Consider the following 22,624-nt stretch of genomic DNA (forward strand, 5'->3'; position numbering starts at 1 on the left):
ATTTAACCCAAAGTTATTATTATTCGCTTAAATATTACTCTTATATTTCCACTTTTATTCGTAGGGGTCAAGTGCTATGTAGGAGGTGTAATATGAGGATTTCTTGATTGCGAGTGAAGAGGAGATCCGCGATCTCCTCATGCTGGGCTGGATTATTTTGATGACATAAAATCAATTGCCGCTGCAATTTCATCATCAGAACAATCACCACAAGTTCCGCGTGGTGGCATAGCGTTAAAACCGTTAAGCGCATGCTCAAGTAATACATCTTTGCCTTTTGCAAGGCGCGGTGCCCAATCATCAGCTGATTTTGGCGCACCTAACGCACCGGTACCGTGACAAGCAAAACAAGAACCTTGATACACTTGCTCACCTGAACGTGGTCCAGTAGGAGCCGCAGGAGCTGCATCGGCTGCACCCGCTAAATACACTTCGCCTACAGGAGCGATACGGTTTTTGATAGCTTCTTCTGTTAAAGCGTTGTCATAAGGCTGTGCCATAGCGGCTGTTGATAGCAATAAAAGTGCTGCCGAAAGTTTTTTCATTTGTCTTGCTCACTTCATTTGGACGTGATCAATCACGATAAGATGACGGAATTTCTAGCGATTATAACGCCACCAATTAATTTATAAAACTAAACTTGTGCATATTCAGGTAAAAATGCCAATTTATTGCGCTATCGCAAATTTACCAGCTGCTATTTTGCTTATGTCAATTCCAACAGCGCTTGTATTGCTTTATGGATACCAACAGAAGCTTCACTGATAGATTGCGCTAACATGTATGCTGGTGTGCTGACCACCTTATGGTCACTGTCGACGACGATATTATCTGCACTGCACGCGACATGTTTGGCACCTAATTGTTCCAATGCGTTTGCTGTGTCCATGTCGTTGCCAATGGTTGCCAAAGTGCCTGATGGGTGAATGTGTCCGATCAAAGCTGGTGCAATGCACAAATAGGCAATAGGTTTGCTTTGCGAAGCAAATGCTTGGCAACATGTTTTTAGCGTTTCGAGGATCTGTGACTGTGCTCCTTTAAATGCGAAGTCGCTAAGGTTTTTCGCTACGCCAAATCCACCAGGGAGTACAAGCGCATCAAATTCGCTTGCGTTAAGCTGTGATAAATCTTTTATATCGCCACGTGCGATGCGCGCTGCTTCTTCAAGCACATTGCGGCTTTGTGCTTGCTCCTCACCATTAAGGTGATTAATAACATGATGTTGCTCTATGTCTGGCGCAAAACATTGGTAGGAAGCACTAAGCTGTTCAAGGTGCAGCATAGTTAAAACAGATTCATGTATTTCTGCACCATCAAAGACACCACAACCACTTAAAATGATCGCCACTTTTTTCATACGAGGTCCTCTCTATTATTGAAGTTTCTTGCTTTATGCCATAACGGCATTAGGCGTTTGAAAAAATATTATAAAGGATCTTATTTGATCTTTGATCAATTGTGTTAGTATACCCGTCCGCTCACAAAAAGGAGCTTGATTTTTATACAGAGTGAACTAGGCTTTGTGAGCACGCAGAATGTTTTTCCACATTTTTTGCTGAAATAAGAAGAATAAAAGAATTATTTTTCCCTTTAGTTTTCATGAGTTTAAATTGTTCCGGTAGATTTTTTTATAATTTCTGCTGCGATGAGTCCTGTTTATCTACAAAGTTATCCACAGTTTATTACTGATATCAAGTTGGCTGTTAGTTATTTTTATCCCTCGTTTTATCAGTGTCCTTATGGCATGCTTATGCTGTTTTTTTAAAGCTCATTTAGGATCCCCTTATTTATGTCTTTGATCCCAGAAAATCCATTGATTTTGGTTGACGGTTCTTCATACCTTTTCCGCGCATATCATGCGCCACCTCATTTGACGAACTCTAAAGGTGAAGCGACAGGTGCTATATATGGTGTGATTAACATGCTTAAAAGCTTGTTAAAACAATACCAACCAAGTCATATGGTGGTGGTGTTTGACGCCAAAGGGCCTACTTTTAGAAATGAAATGTACAGCGAATACAAAGCACATCGTCCGCCCATGCCAGATGATCTGCGAACGCAGATCAAGCCGATCCACGACATTATTGAAGCGATGGGTTTGCCGCTGGTGAGTATTACGGGTGTGGAAGCCGATGATGTGATTGGTACGTTTGCTCGAATTGCGTCTGAGCAGAAGCGTCATGTATTGATCAGCACGGGTGATAAAGACATGGCTCAGTTGGTTAATGAGCATGTTACCTTGATCAACACGATGACCAATACCGTACTTGATCCCCAAGGCGTTGTGGACAAGTTTGGCATTGGTCCAGAACTCATTATTGATTATTTAGCGCTGATGGGTGACAAAGTCGATAATATCCCGGGCGTGCCAGGTGTAGGTGAAAAAACAGCACTGGCGATGCTGCAAGGGATCGGTTCGATAGAAGCCTTGTATGAGCGTCTTGACGATATTGCGGGTTTGGGTTTTAGAGGCTCAAAAACGATGGCTAAAAAGCTCGAAGATCATAAAGAGCAATTAGTTTTATCTTACGAGTTGGCTACGATCAAACTCGACGTGGATGTTGAACAAGATTTAGAACGGTTTGCTATTGGTGACGTCGATAAAGATAAGCTGATTGAGCTTTATGCTGAATGTGAATTTAAGCGCTGGCTTAGTGAACTGTTGGATGGTGCCCCAAGCAATGGCAAAGCGGATATCGCAGAAGTGGAAGCACAAAGCAGTGCGCCTGCCGTTAATCAAATTGATGCGCACTATGAAACAATACTGACCGAATCCCAATTAAATACGTGGCTAGATAAACTACAAACAGCAGATTTGATTGCGTTTGATACGGAAACGACGAGCTTGGATTATATGCAGGCTGATCTGGTGGGCATGAGCTTTGCGGTTGCGCCAGGGGAAGCGGCGTATCTACCAATTGCGCACGATTATTTAGGCGCGCCAGAGCAGTTGTCAAAAGCGTTTGTGTTTGAAAAGCTCGGGCCATTACTCGCCGATCCGGCGGTGAAAAAAGTCGGGCAAAATCTAAAGTACGATAAAAGTGTGCTGGCTCGAGCTGGGCTTGAATTAAATGGCATTGCCTTTGACACCATGTTGGAGTCGTATGTGTTTAACAGTGTTGGCACGCGCCATGATATGGATTCTTTGGCACTGAAGTATTTAGGGCACAAGAATATCAGCTTTGAAGATATTGCCGGCAAAGGTAAAAGCCAGCTGACATTTAACCAAATCGAGCTAGAAAAGGCTGCGCCATATGCGGCAGAAGACGCGGATATTACACTACGCTTACATCAGCATTTATGGCCGTTGCTAGAGCAGCACAAAGCACTGCTACCGGTATTTAATGAGATTGAATTACCTCTGTTATCGGTGCTCTCAGATATCGAGCGTACGGGTGTTAAAATTGATGCTGATATGTTGGCCCAACAGAGTGTTGAATTAGCAAAGCGTTTAGACGAAATTGAAAAAGAAGCGTTTGAGCTTGCTGGCGAGGAGTTTAACTTAAGCTCACCTAAGCAGCTACAGGCTATCTTATTTGAAAAACAGGGTTTACCTGTTATTAAAAAAACGCCAAAAGGTGCCCCTTCTACAGCCGAAGAAGTGCTGCAAGAGTTGGCACATGACTATCCACTGCCAAAGCTCATCATTGAGCACCGTGGATTGGCCAAACTAAAGTCAACTTACACGGATAAACTACCGAAGTTGGTGAACCCTGAGACGGGACGTGTGCATACATCTTATCACCAAGCAGTGACGGCGACAGGTCGTTTAAGCTCAAGTGATCCAAACTTGCAGAATATTCCAATTCGTAATGAAGCAGGACGTAGAATTCGCCAGGCGTTTATTGCCGACCAAGGTAAACAAATATTAGCGGCAGACTACAGTCAAATTGAGCTTCGTATTATGGCGCATTTGTCACAAGATGAAGGACTGCTCAATGCATTTGCACAAGGTAAAGATGTACACAGTGCCACCGCATCGGAAGTGTTCTCAGTGCCACTTGAAGACGTCACGTCAGATATGCGACGCAAAGCTAAAGCGGTTAATTTTGGTTTGATCTATGGTATGAGCGCGTTTGGGTTATCAAGGCAGTTGGATATTCCTAGAAACGAAGCACAGCACTACATGGATAAGTACTTTGAACGTTTCCCAGGAGTGCTTGAGTATATGGAGCGTACACGAGAGGAAGCGGCTGAGAAGGGGTATGTGGAAACCCTGTTTGGTCGCCGACTTCACTTGCCTGACATCAAAGCAAGAAATGGCGCCCGCAGAAAAGCGGCTGAACGTGCCGCAATCAATGCGCCAATGCAGGGCACCGCTGCTGATATCATTAAAAAGGCGATGCTTAAAGTAAGCGATTGGCTAAATACGCAATCTCGTGATGACGTGAAGTTACTGATGCAAGTACACGATGAATTGGTCTTCGAAGTGTCTAGCGAAAAAGTAACGCAATTTAGCGAGACTATCTGCCAATTGATGAGTGAGGCAGCCAAACTCGATGTGTCATTACTCGTGGAAGCCGATCACGGAGAAAATTGGGAACAAGCACATTAAGTCGGACAAATTAATATTTTAATAAAAGGGCGCGCAGCGCCCTTTTTTATTGCTCGGCTCGTAAAGAAAGCGTAAACAGGAACAATGGAATGTTTATAAAATATCAAATTGGCCCAATTTTTGCCTTATGACGTTTATTTATGTTTTCTGTTTTGATACAGTGCGCGCGTCCTCATCCTGTAGGACATCCTGTTGATGATGTATCTCTCGCAAGAGGATACAGCGTATTGATAGCTTCTCCCCAGATTGCTATAACGGCTCACATTTTTGGTGAGCCGTGTTTTTCTTCTCTATTGCCTATCTCAATCAAATGCATGCTAGTATATTGGCTCTTCTTATTATAAAAGGACTATGTCATGCTTAAGCCATTGTTACTATGCGCTACGTTACTTTCACCTTATGCGTTTGCAGATTGGCAACTCAGTCATACTCAAAGTGATTTAAGTATTACTTCTATTAAGAAAAATAGCATTGCTGAAAACCATTATTTCAAGCAGTTAGATGGAACATTGTCGAAAAAAGGGATGCTCATGCTGACGATTGATTTAGCCAGTATTGAAACCATGATCCCGATCCGCAATGAGCGTATGCAAAAAATGCTATTTGATGTAGCTAACTTTCCAAAAGCAACAGTCCGAGCAGAACTTGCAGCACAGTTGAAAGGCCTTAAACCAGGCGTGCAGACGCTGACTAATGTGCCCGTTGAGTTGTCGTTACACGGTGAAAAGCAAATGATGAATGTTGATTTAGTTGTCAACAAACAAGGCAAGACATTACAAGTAACACCACAAAGAACGATTTTGCTTAAAGCCGCGGATTTCAAACTTGCTGAAGGTATTGAAGCGCTGAGAAAAATTGCAGGTTTAGATAGCATTGCGACCACAGTGCCTGTGACGTTCAATTTGGTTTTTGATGAGCAAGCTCACTGATCTCGTTAATCAGCTTGTAACACCCCACGCCCCGACAGAGAAATGGACGGGGCAAACGTGTGGCTTGCTCGATATCAAAGTCGACTCTCACGGACGTTGGTTTCATCAGGGGGGTGAAATCAAGCGACTTGGTTTATTGCGCCTTTTTGCCAGTGTTTTGAGCAAAGAAAATGGTCAATATTGGCTCACCACACCAGTAGAGCGATGTGCAATCGAAGTTGCAGATGCGCCATTTATGATCACGCATTGGCACAATGTGGAATGCGACGGAGTTATCGTGGTGGTTGCGGTTGATAATCTTGAGCGACAGTGGCCGATTTGTGATCAATTCCCGATCACATTGCACGAGTATCACGGCCAAAAGTTACCTTATGTAGAACTCACCAACGGGCTTAACGCGCGAGTGGCGAGAAATGTGTATTATCAGTGGGCAGATATCGCCGAGCAAGACGCAAAAGGCGTCTATATTTGCTCAGCAGGTATGAAGTTCTATTTGATGGATTAATCTGTTGGAGAGTCCGGCTCATCTTCGTTTTGTTCAGCTTTAACAAAAGGTCCTAAGTACCAGTCGTCCAACTTCCAAGCTAATTCGTTGAGTCCAATCCCTTTTAAAGATGAAAATGCGTGCACCGTGATGTCAGCGTCTAACTCAGCTAAAGCGCGTCGCACTTGTAGCACTTCCGCTTTGCGTTTGCCTTGTTTAAGCTTATCGGCTTTGGTTAGCAATGCGAGAATAGGGATCTCACTGTCAACGGCCCAGTTGATCAAATCCATATCAAGGTCTTTAAGTGGATGACGAATATCCATCAATACCACTAAACCTTTTAAACTTTTACGCTTTTGTAAGTACTCACCCAATGAACGCTGCCATTTCTTTTTCATTTCAATGGGCACTTTGGCAAAGCCATAACCAGGCAAGTCGATTAAACGCTTATCAGCATCTAATTCAAACGTATTGATCAGCTGTGTACGACCAGGTGTTTTACTCGTACGTGCTAGCTTCTGATCGGTGAGCGTGTTTAGCGCACTAGATTTACCAGCGTTTGAACGACCAGCAAATGCCACTTCGATGCCTTCATCGGCAGGAAGTTTAGTGATATCTGGGGCGCTGGTGATAAAACTAGCGGTGTGATATTTAATACGAGACTTGAGCACAGGCTTTCCTAACAAATTATACGAATAGCTAAAACAAGCGTAGTTTATAACACTTAGCTAAGTTGCAAAAGGAAACATTATTTTTGTAGCCTGTTTTAAGCACGCTTTTTAGGTGAGGTAAGTTTAATCTAAGTCAAAACCCTATAATTTATAAGCTTAATGTGGGCAGAAAACGTGCCAGAGAATTTAATATCGTGTAGAATGTAAAAATTGCAACGTAGAGATAAAGATTGTCTACTCGAGTTTCGCTTAATTTACTTCTTTTAAAAGCGGCTTGGGACTAAACATTACAGGGTCGAAACAGAGAATTTACCATGAAGAAAATAGCATTAACTTTAACGATGTTGCTTGGTACGTTGTCAGCAAGCAACGCAACAGCATTTGATGGCGACGCAGAAGCGGGTAAAGCGAAATCTGCAACATGTGCAGCGTGTCACGGCCCAGATGGCAACGCACCTGTTAATATGTATCCTAAAATTGCTGGCCAACATGCGGATTATATCTATAAACAACTACAAGAGTTTAAATTGGGCATGACCTCTGGTGGTAGTGAAGGCCGTATGGATCCTGTAATGAGCGGTATGGCAATGCCATTATCAGATCAAGACATGAAAGACTTAGCAGCCTACTTCTCTTCATTGAATATGAAAGCGGGCACGACACCAGAAGATGTCGTTGCGGTTGGTAAAAAGCTTTATAAGTCAGGTGATGCAGAGCGTGGTATTCCTGCATGTGCGGCGTGTCACGGACCTCGTGGTAACGGTACATCTTTGTCTAAGTTTCCAAAAATCTCTTTCCAACATCCTGAGTACATCAAATCTCAGTTAGAAAAATTCCGCGATGGTAAGCGTGCTAATGATCTCAACGGCATGATGCGTGATATTGCGAAAAAGCTGACAGATAAAGATATCGAAGTGCTATCTAAGTACCTAGGTGGCTTGCACTAGAGCCAAGTTTTAGGTTGTTGCTTTCGTTCAGACAATAACCAAAATGATTAAAAAGGCGGCGTAAGCTGCCTTTTTTGATCGTGGGTAAGTATTACGAAATCCCCCAGTTTTTTTGTGAGATATTTGCCATAGATGTTTGTGAGACTTTTCTCATTTTGCATTTTTCTCAACTTGTAACTTATTGTTATGTATTGGTTTGTGTATTTTGCAATAAAGCAAGTTGAGGAAATTTACTATTAACCAGTTGTAACTATTTCATTAAGGCGTAGATTATTCCGTGTCGCCAAGATAACAAAACAACATGGATAACTCGCGATGGAAGCGTAGGTGGCAGTTTTAGTACTAAGTTTGGTACTCATCATTATGGAAATAACAATAAAGTGTCAGGGTTGACCGAGAATAATAAAAGCCTCATGGAAGTTTAAAAATAAAAACAATACGGAAAGACTCACGGAAGTAACAATAAAAACAATACGGATGACAGCATAATAAAAATAATAAAGACTTTAAAAGTCGAAGGGAGAAGTGTCCAGTTTTTGAGACGCTCAGATTAGTAGACGGTAGGGAGCAATCTCTACCGTCTTTTTATTTATGCGACCTGATAGACCTGCTACAATACCTGCTTGATTAATACCCTATAAGTGATGCTGTGCACTTGAACTCCTCATGTGGTTTATGCGCTGGCACTGAGCTTTCGCATTATCACCAAGATAAATTTCGACATTATTGGCAATGCCAACAATGTAAGTTGGTGTTTGTTGCAGAAGATGAGCGACTGACGCCAGAGCAAGAAAAGTTAATTTACGATAGTCACGAGAACGATTTAACAGATGAAGGTTACCGACGTTTTTTATCACGTGTTAGCGAACCTTTGCTACAGCGCTTAGCGCAGCCAAGTGTTGGGCTAGACTTTGGATGTGGTCCCGGTCCCTTGTTGGCACAGATGCTGCGGGAGCAAGGACATACAATGGCTTTGTATGACCTATACTATGCAAATGATCCACAAGTGCTAAAAGGTCAGTATGACTTTATTACGTGTACGGAAGTGATAGAGCACATAGCACAGCCCAAACAGGTATTATCGCAACTATTTGCGTTGTTAAAATCAGGCGCGCCTTTGGTGCTGATGACAAAACTGGTTATCGACAAAGCACGTTTTGCAACGTGGCATTATAAAAATGATTTGACGCATATTTCATTTTTTAGTCGCGATACATTTAATTATGTAGCACGAATTTTTGGCAACGATATCGAATTTCTCGGTAACGATGTCATTATCTTAACTAAATCAGAGGTGCCAGCGGCACCGAGCGAAGTAGTATTATGACCAGAAAGAAAAAGAGTAGAAAGGTTGCCAGCAATGGCACACCCAGACTGAGTAAAGACAAATTGCAAGAATTACGCGCCATGAAAGAGCAGCGTCCTAAAAAACATAAAGGGGCGAAGCCTGGCTCACGTAATGCACAAGAAGCGAAAGACACTCAGCAGCAGAGTAATGCAAAAGCAGCGAAAGATAGCCGAGTAGGTAGTAAAAAACCAATTCCACTGGTTGCAGATGCTCCCATGCAAGCGCCGACTCAGCCAGTTTTACAGCGCCATTTACAGCCACAGGTTGAGCTGAAAAAGGTGAAGCCACAGTTATCACTAGAGCAAGAGCTAGAGCAGCTAGAGAATGATGAGCGCTTAATGGCGTTACTTGAACGTCATGAGCGTGGTGAGTTACTCACAGGTAAAGATGCAAAGTACTTTAACCGCAGTGTTGCTCGACATCAGGAATTATGTGAGTTACTTGGCCTTGAAGATGATGAATTCGAGGAACAGGACATCATTGAAGATGATCCGCTCGCTGCTTTTATGAGTAATGACTTGGCAGACGAATGGTTGACTGATGATGAGGACGAGGAGAAATAGCGTCTATGTGGTTAATGGTAGCAATTGTTGTCGGTGCTTTGATCATTGCAGGATTATCATTTTATGCAGGTAGACTGCTTTGGCAATTAAAAGCGCAAAAAGAACTCATTGCAAAACATCAGGCCGAGCAGCAGAAAAAGTTGCTCGAGGCGCGTCAGCAACGTAATGCGAAGCTCGCCGATAGCATTAATTTAATCGCCAGAGCGATGAAAGAAAAGCAGTGTGAATACTCTGAAGGGTGTTTACGAGTATGGGTGCTTATTTCACAGTACAGCTTTGCGAAGGAAGTAGAATTGCGCGATGTTTACCCTGGCGTACATCAAATGTATGAAGTGGTAAAAGACATGCCAACGCACGATGCGCGTAAGAAATACTCGAAAAAAGAAGTCTTCAAAATGGATACTGAACGATGGCGTGCTGAAGAACGGTTAGAGCAAGCCATTTTGCAAGATTGTGAAAAATTAGCGCAAGAATTCCAAGCACTACCTGGTAGTCAAAACGTGGTATTCCAATAAACGCACTGACCTAATTGCTCCATTTTAAAATAAAGCGGCCTTGGCCGCTTTATTTGTTTCTGGTCTATTCACATTGCATTGCTTGGGGGTGATCAGTTTATCGTCTCAAGCCTACTAGGCTGTTTTATTTTGTTGCAATTTCACTCTTGGCAGAAGTCAGGTGCTATGTGACACTAGGCTGGGAAATTTTAATAATATGATTGGTTAATCAAACGGTGACATGTATGTCGAAATTAAGAACATGGGAACTGATTTGTTTGTTTAGTCTATTTTGTTTATTGACTGCTTGCTCATCGAAAGAAGAGCAGCTGCAGCAATCAATCGAACAAGCTATCCAAAGTGCAGACAGTGAACTCAATCAACTTGGTAAAGCGCTCGAAAGTGGCCAAATTAGAAATGCGGTCTTGTTGAAGGAGTACGATAAAGTACTGCAGCAACAACGCCCTGATGTGTCTAAAATAAGTGCCATTGTTGCACAAGATGCGACGAGCCAAGGACCTTTATTTCAGGGGTTGGCAACCCGACTCAGTGATATTAAAAACTTACCAAAATCACCAGCTAGTGAAGAAACATTGCAACGTCTTGAGGTATTGCGCGACGCGATGAAACCAAGCTTATTTGGCGATGCGCTCACAGATCCAATCAATATGCTCGCAGATATGTCAAATGGCACCTTAGCAAGGGTGGGTGCTATCAGCCAACAAGCAGAAGGTGAAGGTGTGGGTAACCAATTGGTTGGTAATCCGAACTACGGTCAATGGCAAACTAATAGCAATGGTATAAGCTTTTGGCAGTGGTATGGTATGTACCGAATGTTAGGTGATGTCATTGGTGCAGTTGAATATGGTAGTTGGAGTAATCGGCGCAAATATAGCTACTACAGCGACTATGGTCGTTATCGCTATTCGAGTCCCAAACAAATCAAAACGCAATCCGATATTGAAACACGCACTCGACAGTCATACCAGCGACAAGGTAAACAATTTACCAGTCCGTATGCAAAAAAACGCAGTGGCGCATCGGGATTAAGCCGTAGTAGCTATACACCCACCAGTACACGCAGTAGCTATGCCTCAACCAGCTCATATAGCAAACGTAGCGCAGGTTCAGTGCGCAATAGCAGTAGTCGAACATCACGCGGAGTCAGTCGTGGTAAGTAGTGTAAAGAACAACAGTTGGAGTCTATAACAATGTACGAATTTAACGGAATAACGATGTGGTCTTTACAAGCTTTGGCCATTGATTTTGCAATTATTATTGCGTTGTTTGTTAGTCTGAAATGCATCAAAGGTTGGGTGTCAAATTTACATGCCAATGATGAAATTACTGAACGAGATAACTTTGCTTTTGGTATCAGCTTTGCCGGAGGTTTAGCTGCATTAGCCATTGTGCTCACAGGTATTAGTAGTGGGGATTTTGCCGCATCTTTACTGCAAGAAGCGCTACAAATGGCGGGTTATGGTGTACTGGCCATAGTACTAATCAAACTGGGGCACTTTTTCCAAGATAAAGTGGCACTTCGAAAAGTAAGCCTACACGATGAAATTGTACGCGGTAATGCGACAGCGGCTTTAATAGATTTTGGTCATGTAGTTAGCGTTGCAATCGTGATCCGCTCTTCATTATTTTGGGTGGCTACACAAGGGTGGCATGGTTTACCTATTGTGATAGCCGCTTTTGTTATAGCCAACCTGGTGTTATTACTGGTGAGTCAATATCGTGTACAACTGTTCAAACGCACTAACCGTGCAGGGGACTGCTTGCAACAAGCGATTGTTGATGGCAATGTCGCTGTAGGCATTCGCTATGCAGGCTTCTTAGTAGGGAGTGCTTTAGCACTGACCGCTGCGTCTGGGTTAGCGCCCTATGCACCGGAAAACTTATTAGCAAGTTTAAGTTATTGGGGATTATGTGCGGTATTAAGCATCGTGGTGTTCGCACTATTGCATTTGCTGACCATCAAAATCATTTTATCTGGTTGTGATATCTCAGATGAAGTGAACCGCCAAAAGAACATCGGCGTTGCAGCTATTTCTGCTGCGATTTCCTTTGCAATTGGTATCACGATGGCGACGTTGTTAGGGGCATAAATCGTGTCTCAATCGATGAGTAGTCCAAGCCGCACCAGCTTGCTTGGGCATGATGTTTTGCTGATCACTGTGATGGCCGTACTTGCAGGATGCGGCCTGATATATGAGTACTTGCTCTCCCACTATGCTGGTCGAGTACTTGGATCAGTTGAAAGCGCCATTTATGCCATGATTGGCACTATGATTGTGGCAATGGGGGTAGGCGCATTTTTAGCCCGTTGGTTTAAAGATGCATTTACCGCATTTGCTTGGCTAGAAAGCATCATCGCACTCGTTGGCATGGGTTGTATTTTAGCCATTGCCAGTGTCATTGCTGTGAGTTATTCATTACCGCATTTATTTTCCAGCATTTTTAATTTACCACCAGATGTGGTGTTAAACGGTTACGTATTCGAGCAACTTCAACAGTGGGCACGGTTTTTACCTTATGTGTTTGGCTTGTTGCTCGGCATATTGATTGGGATGGAGATCCCACTTATCGCGCGAATTCGCCAGCAGGTCTATGGTCGATTTTTAGAAAACAATGCAGGCACCATATATGGTGCTGACTACATCGGAGCTGGGGTCGGCGCGGCGATTTGGGTCAGTATCATGCTATCGATGCCTATTATGCAGGCGGCGGCTTGGACAGCACTATTTAACATAGTGGCTGGTTTGGTGTTTTTGTGGCGATATAAAAGTCATGTCCGCTACGCCAAAGTGTTGGTTGTTTGCCATTTTTTATTGTTGGCCTTATTTGCGTTGATATTGCAATTTGGTAGCGGTTGGATGAAAGAACTCAGTAATGTGCTTTACAAAGATAAGGTCATTTATGCGCAGTCGACCAAGTATCAACATGTGGTTTTAACAGAACGCTTAAGTCGTAACCGACCCGAACCAATAACGGATCTTTACCTTAATGGTCGACTACAGTTTTCGAGTATTGATGAACAGATCTACCACACGATGTTGGTTTACCCTGCCATGTTGGCGTCAAATCGTCATGATAATGTGTTGATCATCGGTGGTGGAGATGGGTTGGCATTGAGAGATGTACTGAAGTGGCCCGTTAAGCAGGTGACTTTGGTTGATCTCGATGCGCAATTGCTCGATTTATTTGGTCATGATGACGATAGGTTCGACGTTCCAGAGCATATCAAAGAGCGACTGACTCAGCTTAATCAGCAGGCAATGCGCGATCCAAGAGTCAATGTTTTGGTGGCTGATGCGTTTATCCAAGTAGAGCAGTTGCTCGCTCAAGGTTTGCGTTTTGATACCATCATTGTGGATTTACCCGATCCAAATCACCCTGATTTAAATAAACTGTACAGTGATTACTTTTACAACCACCTACGGCAGTTATTGTCTGCTGATGGGGCGATGGTGATCCAATCCACATCACCTTACCATGCAAAAAATGCGTTTATGAGTATCGCTAAAACAGTGAAAGCCTCGGGATTTGGCTATGTTGAGCAGTATCAGCAAAATGTGCCGTCATTTGGGCAGTGGGGTTGGACGATTGCGACGACTACAGGTAGCTCAGCAAGTGAGCGGATCCGTCGAGTTAATGCACTTCCAGTGCCTTCTCGGTGGGCTAATCAGCAATATTTGCTTGCCGCGTTTGTGTTTCCTAATCGCTTTTTTGAATTTGAAGATAGCATTAAAATCAATCAGCTAGGTTCTGGCGTGTTATATGATTATTATCGTCAGGCATGGCAGCAAGAAAATGAGTTGTACAAAAACTAGTTTTAATGGTTGACATATTATGTCGGCCATGTAAATCTTAACTCAGACATAATATGTCAACTTAATAAGGCAGAAAAATGGAATTAAATGAACTTTCGATAAAACTAGCCGCTTTTGAAACAGAAGGCGTTGGCTTTGAGTCATTCATGATCACCAATGCAGGTGAGCAAGATGTTTTGCAAGTGATTGTTGATGGGAACGATGAATTGCCTATTTTCGTCACACAAACGCAAGAGCAATTGTTGTGTATCAGTTATCTGTTTGCTGAGGACGAAGTGAAAGCCGAATTGAAAAACGAGCTTAACGAAAACTTATTGCGTTTAAACGTACCGATCCCTTTAAGCGCTTTTGCGAAAGTAGATGACAAGTACGCTATTTTTGGTGCCTTGTCAGTGAATTCATCATTTGACGATATTACCCATGAGCTAGTGACGCTTGCTGATAATGCTATTGATGCATTAGAGGCCATCACACCTTATTTAAACGATTAAATAGGTATTTTAGGAGTTAAGATTATGAGTATTTTAAAGAAATTATTCACAGCAGTCCGTGGTGGTGCGCGCGAAGCCGGCGAGGCATTGGTTGATGCAAACGCAATTCGTATTTTTGAACAAGAAATTGCAGATGCAAAAAATGCACTACAAAAAGCCAAGCAGAGCCTGACAGAGGTGATGGCGAAAGAAATGCAAACCAAGCGCAAGCTAAGCGCACTGGACGCCTCAATTGCAGAGCATGAAGGGTTTGCAGCTCAGGCCTTGGATCAAGGCAATGAAGCCTTAGCGCTAGAAATCGTTGATAAGATCAAAGATTTTGAAACTGAAAAAGCAGAACATGAGCAAGTATTAAATGGCTTTAGCCAGCATGTTGTGGTGTTAAAGCAGCAAGTGAAAGAAGCTGAAAAGTCGATTAAAGAAAATCAACGTCAGCTAACGATGGTAAAAACGACTGAAAGTGTGCAGCAGGCGACTATGGCGGTAAACAGCACGCTGAATACCAATAGCTCTTCTATGACCTCAGCGCGTGAGTCGCTGGAGCGTATTAAACAGCGTCAACAAGATCGTCAGGATCAACTCGGTGCGGCAAAAGCGCTAGAAGCAGAAACCAATGGTGATGGTTTGAAAGAGCGGATGGCACAAGCAGGTATAGGCGGCACAGATCCTAAAAGCGCGGATATTCTGGCGAGGATCAAGGCCAAACAAGGTAACTAAACCTTTTAACCGTATCAAAAAGGGATAACTTGATTATCCCTTTTTGCTTTGAGGTGAGATATGTTCAACTTTTTCAAATCTAAAAAAGAAGCGCCTGCACGGCAATTATCGGAGCCATCACAGCTAAAAGTGGGTGATATGATCAGCATTATTGATTCGTTTGCTTATCCACAATGGCTGAAAGGGCAGACCTTACGCGTGACAGCGGTCAACACATACCAGTATCAACATAGTGCTGATTATGAAATGGTATTGGAGAGTAATTCTGGGCAAGTGGTCTTTTTGCAAATTGAGCAAGAAGATGGAGAGCAATGGGCCAATTTTTCAATCAAGATTCAACGAGATGATGTCGACGAAATCTTTACGTTGGATGAGTTCGCTCGCATTTTTGATGAAGAAGCGCTTACTGATATTAGCGTGGCGAATGCCCCTGAACGCTTTAGTCACTTTTTAGCAAAACACTATGTGCAGAGTGAAGCGCCTTTTATCGCTTACTTTCATAACCGAGACTATCGGGAACAGCCTTTGCCTCAGTATGAACAGGCGGGATCTGAGCCTTGTGAAATGATTTGCTTGAGTTCTGATAGCGGAGATCACAGCTTAAGTATTGAAATATGGGATGGTGGTGAAACTGATGTATCGTTAACGCTCACGCGACCTGTTTCAGATATCGTTGAGCTATTTCCTGGGAGTGATTAAGTGACTGATACAAAAGCCAAGTGGGCGCGGCAACAGCAAGCTGTACGAGCAACGCAGATGGCGTTTGATCTCAGTAGTGAAGTTCAAAAATCCATAAAAAAACAAGCGATTGATCAAGAGCTAACGCCATCAGATATGATCCGAAAAATTTTGGGTTTAGAAGTGAAGTCAAAAAAAACCAGACAGCGTTTATCATTTAATTTGAGTGATGAAGAAATTGTTCAGTTAGCGCAGCGCTTTGGTGTGCCTGAAGATGACAGGCGTGCAGTAAAACAGCAAGTCGCAGACTTATTGATAGCGAGTGCCCGACCTTAATTTCGAGACGAGGCGGTTATCGATAAACCGCCTAGATACTCTCACTACCAGTGTTTTGATTTAGTCACTACATTTGTGACTCAGTCGTTATTCTTGTTGTACTTCTGGTCGGAATAGTGCCAACGAAATTGGGGGCTGTTTCTTCTATTCCAGACATAATAGCCCCCCCGTTCACTCTTTTTGTAAGTGACTCGGAGAGTAACTTTAGTTTTTTCTTTTTGAGCTTCATATTACGTACATTGTCCATATTAGAGTGTTTTAATAGTTTTGTTATTAGCAATTATTTTATTGCATTATATACGTGTATACAGCTAAAAAATGTAACTAATTGTATTGATATTAGGGATAATTAAAGGTGGTGTTTTGCAGAGAGTGTATGACGAATTACTCAAGGCTCTTTACCGTTTGAACATGTGAGCGTAAAAAATCGAATTCTCTTTAAGCATCTAAAATCAGCACAGAGATCCCCCCTTTTCTGAGGCATCATTTTCATATTGAGAATGCGTCTTAATTAACTAACATTCACGGAAATGTACTTGTCATGATGAGACTATTCATAGTATTTATAGTGACTATTTAAGGTCAGTTTCAGGTGCAAGATTTTCATCTATACTCAAAGACCTTATAATGAGTCACCGGAATTTATCGGTAACTGCTGTGTGGGCAATTACATAGGCAGGCCGATTCACGTCACCAAGAGGGCAAAATTGTGCTTCAAGATTATCGTAAACATGTAGAAGAGCGCGCACAGCAAGGGATCGTACCTAAGCCGTTAGACGCACAACAAACTGCAGATCTTATCGAATTAGTAAAATCACCTGTAGCAGGTGAAGAAGAATTTATCTTAGACCTTTTAGTTAACCGCGTACCTCCGGGTGTGGATGATGCTGCTTACATCAAAGCAGGTTTCTTAGCGGCAGTTGCTAAGGGTGAAGCGACATCGCCACTAGTAAGCAAAGAGTACGCGGCTGAATTGCTAGGTACTATGTTAGGTGGTTATAACATCGCACCTATGATTGAACTACTTGACGACGAAGCGCTTGCGCCAATCGTTGTGAAGGGTCTTTCAAATACATTACTGATGTTTGATGCGTTCTACGATGTAGAAGAAAAAGCCAAAGCGGGTAACAAATACGCACAGCAAGTAATCGAATCATGGGCAAATGCGCAGTGGTTCTTAAACAAGCCAGCCGTTGCTGAGAAAATCTCGGTTACTGTATTCAAAGTAACGGGTGAGACAAACACCGATGACCTATCTCCAGCACCAGATGCTTGGTCTCGTCCTGATATTCCACTTCACGCATTAGCCATGCTTAAAAACGCGCGTGATGGTATCAACCCTGAAAAAGACGGTGAAATTGGCCCAATTTCACAGCTAGAAGAGCTGAAAAAGAAAGGCTTACCTCTGGCTTACGTGGGTGATGTTGTGGGTACGGGTTCATCTCGTAAGTCAGCAACGAACTCTGTGCTTTGGTTCATGGGTGATGACATTCCATTCGTACCAAACAAGCGCGTTGGTGGTGTATGTCTAGGTGGTAAAATCGCACCTATTTTCTTCAACACAATGGAAGATTCTGGCGCATTGCCAATCGAGCTAAATGTTGATGAGTTCAACATGGGCGACCAAATTGACATTTATCCGTATGAAGGTGTGGTTAAGCGCCATGGTACAGATGAAGTGATCTCAACGTTTGAATTTAAATCAGACGTTATCTTAGATGAAGTACGTGCAGGTGGCCGTATTCCACTTATCATTGGTCGTGGTTTAACAGACAAAGCGCGTAAATCATTAGGTTTGGAAGCTGAAGAAATTTTCCGCAAACCAGCGCTAGTGACTGATTCTGGTAAAGGCTTCACGCTTGCACAGAAGATGGTTGGTAAAGCCTGTAACATGCCGGGTGTTCGCCCAGGTCAATACTGTGAGCCTAAGATGACAACCGTGGGTTCGCAAGACACCACAGGTCCTATGACACGTGACGAGCTAAAAGACTTAGCGTGTCTAGGTTTCTCTGCAGATTTAACCATGCAGTCATTCTGTCACACGTCAGCTTATCCTAAGCCTATCGACGTGAACACGCACCACACGTTACCTGATTTCATCATGAACCGTGGCGGTGTATCACTTCGCCCTGGTGACGGTGTTATCCACTCTTGGTTAAACCGTATGTTATTACCTGATACCGTAGGTACTGGTGGTGACTCCCATACACGTTTCCCATTAGGTATTTCATTCCCAGCGGGTTCTGGTGCAGTGGCGTTTGCTGCAGCAACGGGCGTAATGCCATTGGATATGCCTGAATCAATTTTGGTTCGTTTTAAAGGTGAAATGCAGCCAGGTATCACATTACGTGATCTTGTACACGCTATCCCTTACTACGGTATCAAAGAAGGCCTATTGACGGTTGAGAAAAAAGGTAAGATCAACGAATTCTCTGGTCGTGTACTGGAAATCGAAGGTGTTGAGCACCTTACTGTTGAGCAAGCATTCGAACTTTCTGATGCGTCAGCAGAGCGTTCAGCTGCAGGTTGTACGGTTAAGCTTTCTAAAGAGTCTATCGCTGAGTACCTTGAGTCAAACATTGTTATGCTTAAGTGGATGATCTCTGAAGGTTACGGTGATGTACGTACCATTGAACGTCGTATCACAGCAATGCAAGAATGGTTAGCTAACCCAGAATTGATGGAAGCGGACAAAGATGCTGAGTACAAGCACGTACTAGAAATTGACCTTGCTGAAATCAAAGAGCCAATCCTTTGTGCGCCAAACGACCCAGATGATGCACGTCTGCTTTCAGACGTTACAGGCGAGAAAATCGACGAAGTATTCATCGGTTCTTGTATGACTAACATTGGTCACTTCCGTGCCGCGGGTAAACTACTTGATGGTTACACAGGTCGTATCCCAACTCAGCTGTGGGTTGCACCACCGACTAAGATGGATAAAGATCAGCTAACTGACGAAGGTTACTACGGTATTTTCGGTCGTGTTGGTGCACGTATCGAAACTCCAGGATGTTCACTGTGTATGGGTAACCAAGCACGTGTTGCTGACAAAGCAACCGTAGTGTCTACTTCTACACGTAACTTCCCGAACCGTTTAGGTACAGGTGCAAACGTATTCCTAGCATCTGCAGAGCTTGCGGCAGTAGCTGCAATTTTAGGTAAACTACCTACACCTGCTGAATACCAAGAGTACGCTGCGAAGATCAATGCAACGGCTGCAGATACATACCGTTACTTGAACTTCCACAAAATGCCTCAGTACACTAAAAAGGCTGATGGTGTGATCATCCAACAAGCGGTGTAATCACTTAATTTGCTAAAAAAGCCGGTGCATTGACCGGCTTTTTTGTACCTGAGATATGGCTAAAATTCACACTGCCATTTTTGGCTTAAAGTTCCTTTTAACTCATTTTTTCTGGATTTTTAATTCAAAAAAAAGGCTAAATAATAGGTAAATTAAACAGCTTTTATTTTTTATTTAATTAGAATTGTCGCTAATTTTACATTAATAGGCGGCAGAGAAATGACAGCAGTAAACAACCAGAATCTGCTTCAACTGCGTTTTATCCAACAAGCGCATATCGAAGCAGTTAAGCCCTCATTTAATCAACTTCCCGACAACCCATACGCAGATGGTGCATTTCGTAAGCGTCGTTATTCGGTTTTAAAATTTGCTGATAACACAGTTTCAGTGCAGCCAACCAAAGCATTTGTTCAGGATGACTCAATAAATACCTTCCAAGGTAACGTTGAGCGTGTCTACGAAAACCTTGAAGTGGACCTACTTAACAGTGATGGCTTTAAGCATTTACTGAGCGAATTCAAAGAAATGACGGGCATTAGCGATGACCGTGATATTGAAGTGCATCAGTTCCGTATGTTAGCCATTGAATCTGATACGCCGCCAGCACCAGAAGGTATTCACCAAGATGGTTTCGACCATGTATGTGTATGTGGTGTCTCGCACGAAAATATTGCCGGCGGCGAGCTTCTTGTTTATGAAAACAAAGAGTCGGAGCCGTGCTTTAAAATGGAGATCAAAGATGGCTTATTTGCTTTGATCAACGACCGTCAGGTTTGGCATAACGCCACACCGATGAACAAACTAGATGCCGATAAAGTAGGTTACCTAGACTGTTTTGTATTTACAGCGTAAGAGCAACGTATGGAACTGACACAATTAAGACGCCAATTTCCGGCATTGATGCAGCAAGTGAATGGTCAATCTCCAATTTTTCTTGATGGACCGGGTGGGTCACAAGTACCACAATCAGTATTGAGTGCAATGTCTGCGTATTTGGGTTATTACAATTCAAACTTAGGCGGTGCGTTTTTCTCTAGTGAAAAAACGGTCAACTTGATGGATGATGCTCGTCAAGCTGTCGCTGATCTGTTGAATGCGCCGAGCAAAGAGCAAATTGTATTTGGCGCGAATATGACAAGTTTAACTTTTAGCTTTAGCCGTGCCATTTCTCGCGATTGGCAAGCGGGTGATGAGGTGATAGTGACCAATGCGGATCACTATTCAAATGTGTCTTCTTGGCGACAAGCAGCAGAAGATAAAGGGGCCTGCGTACATGCTGTGCGAATTAATGAAGATGATTGCACACTTGATTTAGCGCACTATCAAAGTCTTCTAAATCAAAACACTAAATTAGTGGCCGTGACTTATGCGTCCAATACGACAGGCTCTATCAATGACATCAAACAGATAGTAGAGCTTGCGCACCAAGTTGGTGCATTGGTTTATGTAGATGCGGTACATTATGCCCCTCACGAGCTGGTAGACGTGCAAGCGCTTGATTGCGATTTCTTGGCATGTTCAGCCTATAAGTTCTTTGGCCCTCACGTTGGCATTGTCTTTGGTAAACGTGAGCATCTTGAAGGCTTCACGCCTTATAAAGTCGAGCCTGCTAAAGATGTTATCCCTGGTCGTTGGGAAACGGGCACACAAAGCTTTGAAGGGTTAGCGGGAGTTATCGCTGCAATTGATTATATTGCTTCACTCAGTGACATGAGCGAAGGTACATCGCGTCGTGAACGTTTAGCCATGGCATTTGTCAAAACCAAGCAACATGAAATGTCGCTAAGTGAGTATTTCTTAACGCGTCTAGAGCAGTTCCCGCAGATCTCATTATTTGGTATTGCTGATAAAGCGCGCTTGGCTGAGCGTACACCCACATTTGCCTTAACTTTTGAGGGCTTTGCACCGCGTGAAGTATCTGAGTTCTTGGGTAAAAAGCACATGTGTGTATGGGATGGTAATTTCTATGCACAAGGTTTGTGTGAACAGCTAGGAGTAATGGATAAGGGCGGTGTAGTACGTATCGGTTGTATGCATTACAACACCGTTGAGGAACTGGATAAACTATTTAACGCTTTTGAGCAGCTACTAGCAGTTTAATTGCTCGATTTTTATAGAAAAGGCTGTATTTAACAGCCTTTTCTTTTGACTATTACTCTCATTTTATGCCGAGTTTTAGCAATAATCTCGATTACTAACACATCCCAGGTAGCTCATGCAGCGCCAAGCTGGTTGTGTCCAGTTTGGGTCCCATGCACCACCTACTTTTGGAGTTAAATCGCTAGGAAGTACAGCGCTGTCTTTTGACAAACCTTTCATATTTTTTTTATTCAGTTTTAATTTCATTCTATCTCTCCTTAACTTGTTATATTTTGTGCAAATTGCACAAAATATAATCATGTAAATTTAGATGAGAGTAAAATGAAAGATTTTTATATTCAATAAATTACATGTTATCTTCAATAAAACTACTGAGTTTATTGATACGTAAGCTCATTCCTTCGATGATTTTATCTTTGACCTTTTCACGGATCACATTCGGTAAACGCGTCATGGCGTCTGGGGTAATGGCTAACAAGATGCTATCTTTTATGGCTTTGGCACTGGTGGAATGCTCGCGGTGGCAAATGAAAGCACCTTCACCAATAAATTCACCCGGCTGAATACGGCCTAGCTCCTGTAATTCGTTACTTTTAAAAATCACTAACTCACCACTGAGTACGATAAAAAGTCGATTATCTAGTTCAAAACGTTTAAAGGCATGACGACCTGAACCAATCACATATAAATGACTAAAAGACTCAAGTAAGACTTGTCTTTCTGGAATGCTAAAATCGGCAAAAAAATCAAGGCGATTAATGATCTCTAATTGCTTTATCAAGGGCACGTTTTCAAGGAGTTTCATGGCGCAGCATAGTTGGATTATTTGCTTAAATAGTGTCGACTTTTGAAAGAAGTATCAAATGTTTTTTATAGCCGCTTAAACTGCAAGCGACTTAAACGGTTTATCTACAGTTGGCATCATAAGGTGAAGTGGGGCAGCCCATGCCGTCATAGCTTATGCAACCTTTAACTAGAGGCGATGTTGAGTATGTTCCACCTGCAGCTTGAGGCGTAAGTTCCTGTGCTAGTGCTTTATCGTTGCTGAGTGCTTTTAGTGATTTTTTATTTAACTTAATGTTCATCATATCTCCATATATTTTAGTTGTACCGATGTATTCGGCTTTTTGAAGTTACGAAATGTTTGGGTGATTTTCAATCAAATTTA

23 protein-coding genes are annotated in these 22,624 nt (G+C 42.8%); 17 read left to right on the top strand and 6 right to left on the bottom strand.

The window, feature by feature from the left end; translation table 11 throughout:
* Nucleotides 1-152: 152 nt before the first annotated feature.
* Nucleotides 153-545: a c-type cytochrome gene (locus AC5FX4_RS03755; protein WP_493605166.1), complete on the bottom strand. Its 393-nt coding sequence runs from the start codon at nucleotides 543-545 to the stop codon at nucleotides 153-155.
* A 161-nt stretch (nucleotides 546-706) separates the two neighbouring features.
* Complete coding sequence (gene elbB / locus AC5FX4_RS03760) at nucleotides 707-1,357, bottom strand: isoprenoid biosynthesis glyoxalase ElbB (protein WP_493605167.1); 651 nt, start codon at nucleotides 1,355-1,357, stop codon at nucleotides 707-709.
* 432 nt (nucleotides 1,358-1,789) lie between these two features.
* Between elbB and polA the strand changes: the two genes are divergently transcribed.
* From polA to AC5FX4_RS03775, 3 genes are all read left to right on the top strand, one after another.
* Entirely contained in the window at nucleotides 1,790-4,555 is a 2,766-nt protein-coding gene (gene polA / locus AC5FX4_RS03765; protein WP_493605168.1) for a DNA polymerase I, read from the top strand.
* Nucleotides 4,556-4,911: 356 nt separating this feature from the next.
* Nucleotides 4,912-5,484 carry a YceI family protein gene (locus AC5FX4_RS03770; protein ID WP_493605169.1) on the top strand — a complete coding sequence of 191 codons (573 nt, stop codon included), beginning with the start codon at nucleotides 4,912-4,914 and terminating at the stop codon, nucleotides 5,482-5,484.
* Nucleotides 5,468-5,989, top strand: a complete 522-nt coding sequence (locus AC5FX4_RS03775; protein ID WP_493605170.1) for a DUF1285 domain-containing protein — start codon at nucleotides 5,468-5,470, stop codon at nucleotides 5,987-5,989. The genes AC5FX4_RS03770 and AC5FX4_RS03775 overlap by 17 nt, the downstream gene beginning before the upstream one ends.
* On the opposite strand, the gene yihA is transcribed toward AC5FX4_RS03775, so the two are convergent.
* Nucleotides 5,986-6,639 carry a ribosome biogenesis GTP-binding protein YihA/YsxC gene (gene yihA, locus AC5FX4_RS03780; protein WP_493605171.1) on the bottom strand — a complete coding sequence of 218 codons (654 nt, stop codon included), beginning with the start codon at nucleotides 6,637-6,639 and terminating at the stop codon, nucleotides 5,986-5,988. The genes AC5FX4_RS03775 and yihA overlap by 4 nt on opposite strands.
* A gap of 314 nt (nucleotides 6,640-6,953) precedes the next feature.
* Here yihA and AC5FX4_RS03785 point away from each other — a divergent pair, with 314 nt between their 5' ends.
* The 14 genes from AC5FX4_RS03785 to AC5FX4_RS03850 all read left to right on the top strand — a co-directional run bounded on the left by AC5FX4_RS03785 (nucleotide 6,954) and on the right by AC5FX4_RS03850 (nucleotide 21,456).
* Complete coding sequence (locus tag AC5FX4_RS03785) at nucleotides 6,954-7,586, top strand: c-type cytochrome (protein ID WP_493605172.1); 633 nt, start codon at nucleotides 6,954-6,956, stop codon at nucleotides 7,584-7,586.
* 649 nt (nucleotides 7,587-8,235) lie between these two features.
* Nucleotides 8,236-8,913, top strand: coding sequence for a class I SAM-dependent methyltransferase (locus tag AC5FX4_RS03790; RefSeq protein ID WP_493605173.1), 678 nt, complete (start codon nucleotides 8,236-8,238; stop codon nucleotides 8,911-8,913).
* Nucleotides 8,910-9,497: a Der GTPase-activating protein YihI gene (gene yihI / locus AC5FX4_RS03795; RefSeq protein ID WP_493605174.1), complete on the top strand. Its 588-nt coding sequence runs from the start codon at nucleotides 8,910-8,912 to the stop codon at nucleotides 9,495-9,497. The genes AC5FX4_RS03790 and yihI overlap by 4 nt, the downstream gene beginning before the upstream one ends.
* 5 nt (nucleotides 9,498-9,502) lie before the next feature.
* Nucleotides 9,503-10,012: a DUF2489 domain-containing protein gene (locus tag AC5FX4_RS03800; RefSeq protein ID WP_493605175.1), complete on the top strand. Its 510-nt coding sequence runs from the start codon at nucleotides 9,503-9,505 to the stop codon at nucleotides 10,010-10,012.
* Between the two features lie 224 nt (nucleotides 10,013-10,236).
* Nucleotides 10,237-11,172, top strand: a complete 936-nt coding sequence (locus AC5FX4_RS03805) for a CHAD domain-containing protein (protein WP_493605176.1) — start codon at nucleotides 10,237-10,239, stop codon at nucleotides 11,170-11,172.
* Between the two features lie 30 nt (nucleotides 11,173-11,202).
* Nucleotides 11,203-12,102: a DUF350 domain-containing protein gene (locus AC5FX4_RS03810; protein ID WP_493605177.1), complete on the top strand. Its 900-nt coding sequence runs from the start codon at nucleotides 11,203-11,205 to the stop codon at nucleotides 12,100-12,102.
* 15 nt (nucleotides 12,103-12,117) lie between these two features.
* The gene (locus AC5FX4_RS03815) at nucleotides 12,118-13,827 is read left to right on the top strand and encodes a polyamine aminopropyltransferase (protein ID WP_493607767.1); all 1,710 of its coding nucleotides are present in this window, start codon (nucleotides 12,118-12,120) and stop codon (nucleotides 13,825-13,827) included.
* A gap of 77 nt (nucleotides 13,828-13,904) precedes the next feature.
* Entirely contained in the window at nucleotides 13,905-14,318 is a 414-nt protein-coding gene (locus AC5FX4_RS03820) for a YjfI family protein (RefSeq protein WP_493605178.1), read from the top strand.
* A gap of 24 nt (nucleotides 14,319-14,342) precedes the next feature.
* Nucleotides 14,343-15,035 (top strand): PspA/IM30 family protein, encoded by a 693-nt coding sequence (locus AC5FX4_RS03825; RefSeq protein WP_493605179.1) that lies wholly within the window; start codon nucleotides 14,343-14,345, stop codon nucleotides 15,033-15,035.
* A gap of 60 nt (nucleotides 15,036-15,095) precedes the next feature.
* Nucleotides 15,096-15,734 (top strand): hypothetical protein, encoded by a 639-nt coding sequence (locus AC5FX4_RS03830; RefSeq protein WP_493605180.1) that lies wholly within the window; start codon nucleotides 15,096-15,098, stop codon nucleotides 15,732-15,734.
* Complete coding sequence (locus AC5FX4_RS03835; RefSeq protein WP_493605181.1) at nucleotides 15,735-16,049, top strand: hypothetical protein; 315 nt, start codon at nucleotides 15,735-15,737, stop codon at nucleotides 16,047-16,049.
* Nucleotides 16,050-16,758: 709 nt separating this feature from the next.
* Entirely contained in the window at nucleotides 16,759-19,356 is a 2,598-nt protein-coding gene (gene acnB, locus AC5FX4_RS03840; RefSeq protein ID WP_493605182.1) for a bifunctional aconitate hydratase 2/2-methylisocitrate dehydratase, read from the top strand.
* 219 nt (nucleotides 19,357-19,575) lie between these two features.
* Nucleotides 19,576-20,208: a 2OG-Fe dioxygenase family protein gene (locus tag AC5FX4_RS03845; RefSeq protein WP_493605183.1), complete on the top strand. Its 633-nt coding sequence runs from the start codon at nucleotides 19,576-19,578 to the stop codon at nucleotides 20,206-20,208.
* A gap of 9 nt (nucleotides 20,209-20,217) precedes the next feature.
* Nucleotides 20,218-21,456, top strand: a complete 1,239-nt coding sequence (locus tag AC5FX4_RS03850; protein ID WP_493605184.1) for a cysteine desulfurase-like protein — start codon at nucleotides 20,218-20,220, stop codon at nucleotides 21,454-21,456.
* 75 nt (nucleotides 21,457-21,531) lie between these two features.
* Here the strand turns inward: AC5FX4_RS03850 and AC5FX4_RS03855 are convergent, their stop codons facing one another.
* The 3 genes from AC5FX4_RS03855 to AC5FX4_RS03865 all read right to left on the bottom strand — a co-directional run bounded on the left by AC5FX4_RS03855 (nucleotide 21,532) and on the right by AC5FX4_RS03865 (nucleotide 22,544).
* On the bottom strand, nucleotides 21,532-21,702 hold the full coding sequence (locus AC5FX4_RS03855; RefSeq protein ID WP_493605185.1) for a hypothetical protein: 171 nt from the start codon (nucleotides 21,700-21,702) through the stop codon (nucleotides 21,532-21,534).
* A gap of 100 nt (nucleotides 21,703-21,802) precedes the next feature.
* The gene (locus AC5FX4_RS03860) at nucleotides 21,803-22,261 is read right to left on the bottom strand and encodes a cyclic nucleotide-binding domain-containing protein (protein ID WP_493605186.1); all 459 of its coding nucleotides are present in this window, start codon (nucleotides 22,259-22,261) and stop codon (nucleotides 21,803-21,805) included.
* 100 nt (nucleotides 22,262-22,361) lie between these two features.
* Nucleotides 22,362-22,544, bottom strand: coding sequence for a hypothetical protein (locus AC5FX4_RS03865; protein ID WP_493605187.1), 183 nt, complete (start codon nucleotides 22,542-22,544; stop codon nucleotides 22,362-22,364).
* Between the last annotated feature and the right edge of the window lie 80 nt (nucleotides 22,545-22,624).

The sequence above is a fragment of the Pseudoalteromonas sp. ATL1 genome (assembly GCF_058933015.1).

Bases quoted from the DNA above. Each gene is read 5' to 3' on its own strand.
- AC5FX4_RS03845 (WP_493605183.1), top strand. From the start codon at position 19,576: ATGACAGCAGTAAACAACCAGAATCTGCTTCAACTGCGTTTTATCCAA.
- yihI (WP_493605174.1), top strand. From the start codon at position 8,910: ATGACCAGAAAGAAAAAGAGTAGAAAGGTTGCCAGCAATGGCACACCC.
- AC5FX4_RS03755 (WP_493605166.1), bottom strand. From the start codon at position 545: ATGAAAAAACTTTCGGCAGCACTTTTATTGCTATCAACAGCCGCTATG.
- AC5FX4_RS03860 (WP_493605186.1), bottom strand. From the start codon at position 22,261: ATGAAACTCCTTGAAAACGTGCCCTTGATAAAGCAATTAGAGATCATT.
- AC5FX4_RS03815 (WP_493607767.1), top strand. From the start codon at position 12,118: ATGAGTAGTCCAAGCCGCACCAGCTTGCTTGGGCATGATGTTTTGCTG.
- AC5FX4_RS03855 (WP_493605185.1), bottom strand. From the start codon at position 21,702: ATGAAATTAAAACTGAATAAAAAAAATATGAAAGGTTTGTCAAAAGAC.
- AC5FX4_RS03800 (WP_493605175.1), top strand. From the start codon at position 9,503: ATGTGGTTAATGGTAGCAATTGTTGTCGGTGCTTTGATCATTGCAGGA.
- AC5FX4_RS03775 (WP_493605170.1), top strand. From the start codon at position 5,468: ATGAGCAAGCTCACTGATCTCGTTAATCAGCTTGTAACACCCCACGCC.
- AC5FX4_RS03850 (WP_493605184.1), top strand. From the start codon at position 20,218: ATGGAACTGACACAATTAAGACGCCAATTTCCGGCATTGATGCAGCAA.
- AC5FX4_RS03805 (WP_493605176.1), top strand. From the start codon at position 10,237: ATGTCGAAATTAAGAACATGGGAACTGATTTGTTTGTTTAGTCTATTT.
- AC5FX4_RS03770 (WP_493605169.1), top strand. From the start codon at position 4,912: ATGCTTAAGCCATTGTTACTATGCGCTACGTTACTTTCACCTTATGCG.
- polA (WP_493605168.1), top strand. From the start codon at position 1,790: ATGTCTTTGATCCCAGAAAATCCATTGATTTTGGTTGACGGTTCTTCA.
- AC5FX4_RS03820 (WP_493605178.1), top strand. From the start codon at position 13,905: ATGGAATTAAATGAACTTTCGATAAAACTAGCCGCTTTTGAAACAGAA.
- elbB (WP_493605167.1), bottom strand. From the start codon at position 1,357: ATGAAAAAAGTGGCGATCATTTTAAGTGGTTGTGGTGTCTTTGATGGT.
- AC5FX4_RS03825 (WP_493605179.1), top strand. From the start codon at position 14,343: ATGAGTATTTTAAAGAAATTATTCACAGCAGTCCGTGGTGGTGCGCGC.
- AC5FX4_RS03865 (WP_493605187.1), bottom strand. From the start codon at position 22,544: ATGATGAACATTAAGTTAAATAAAAAATCACTAAAAGCACTCAGCAAC.
- AC5FX4_RS03810 (WP_493605177.1), top strand. From the start codon at position 11,203: ATGTACGAATTTAACGGAATAACGATGTGGTCTTTACAAGCTTTGGCC.
- AC5FX4_RS03785 (WP_493605172.1), top strand. From the start codon at position 6,954: ATGAAGAAAATAGCATTAACTTTAACGATGTTGCTTGGTACGTTGTCA.
- AC5FX4_RS03830 (WP_493605180.1), top strand. From the start codon at position 15,096: ATGTTCAACTTTTTCAAATCTAAAAAAGAAGCGCCTGCACGGCAATTA.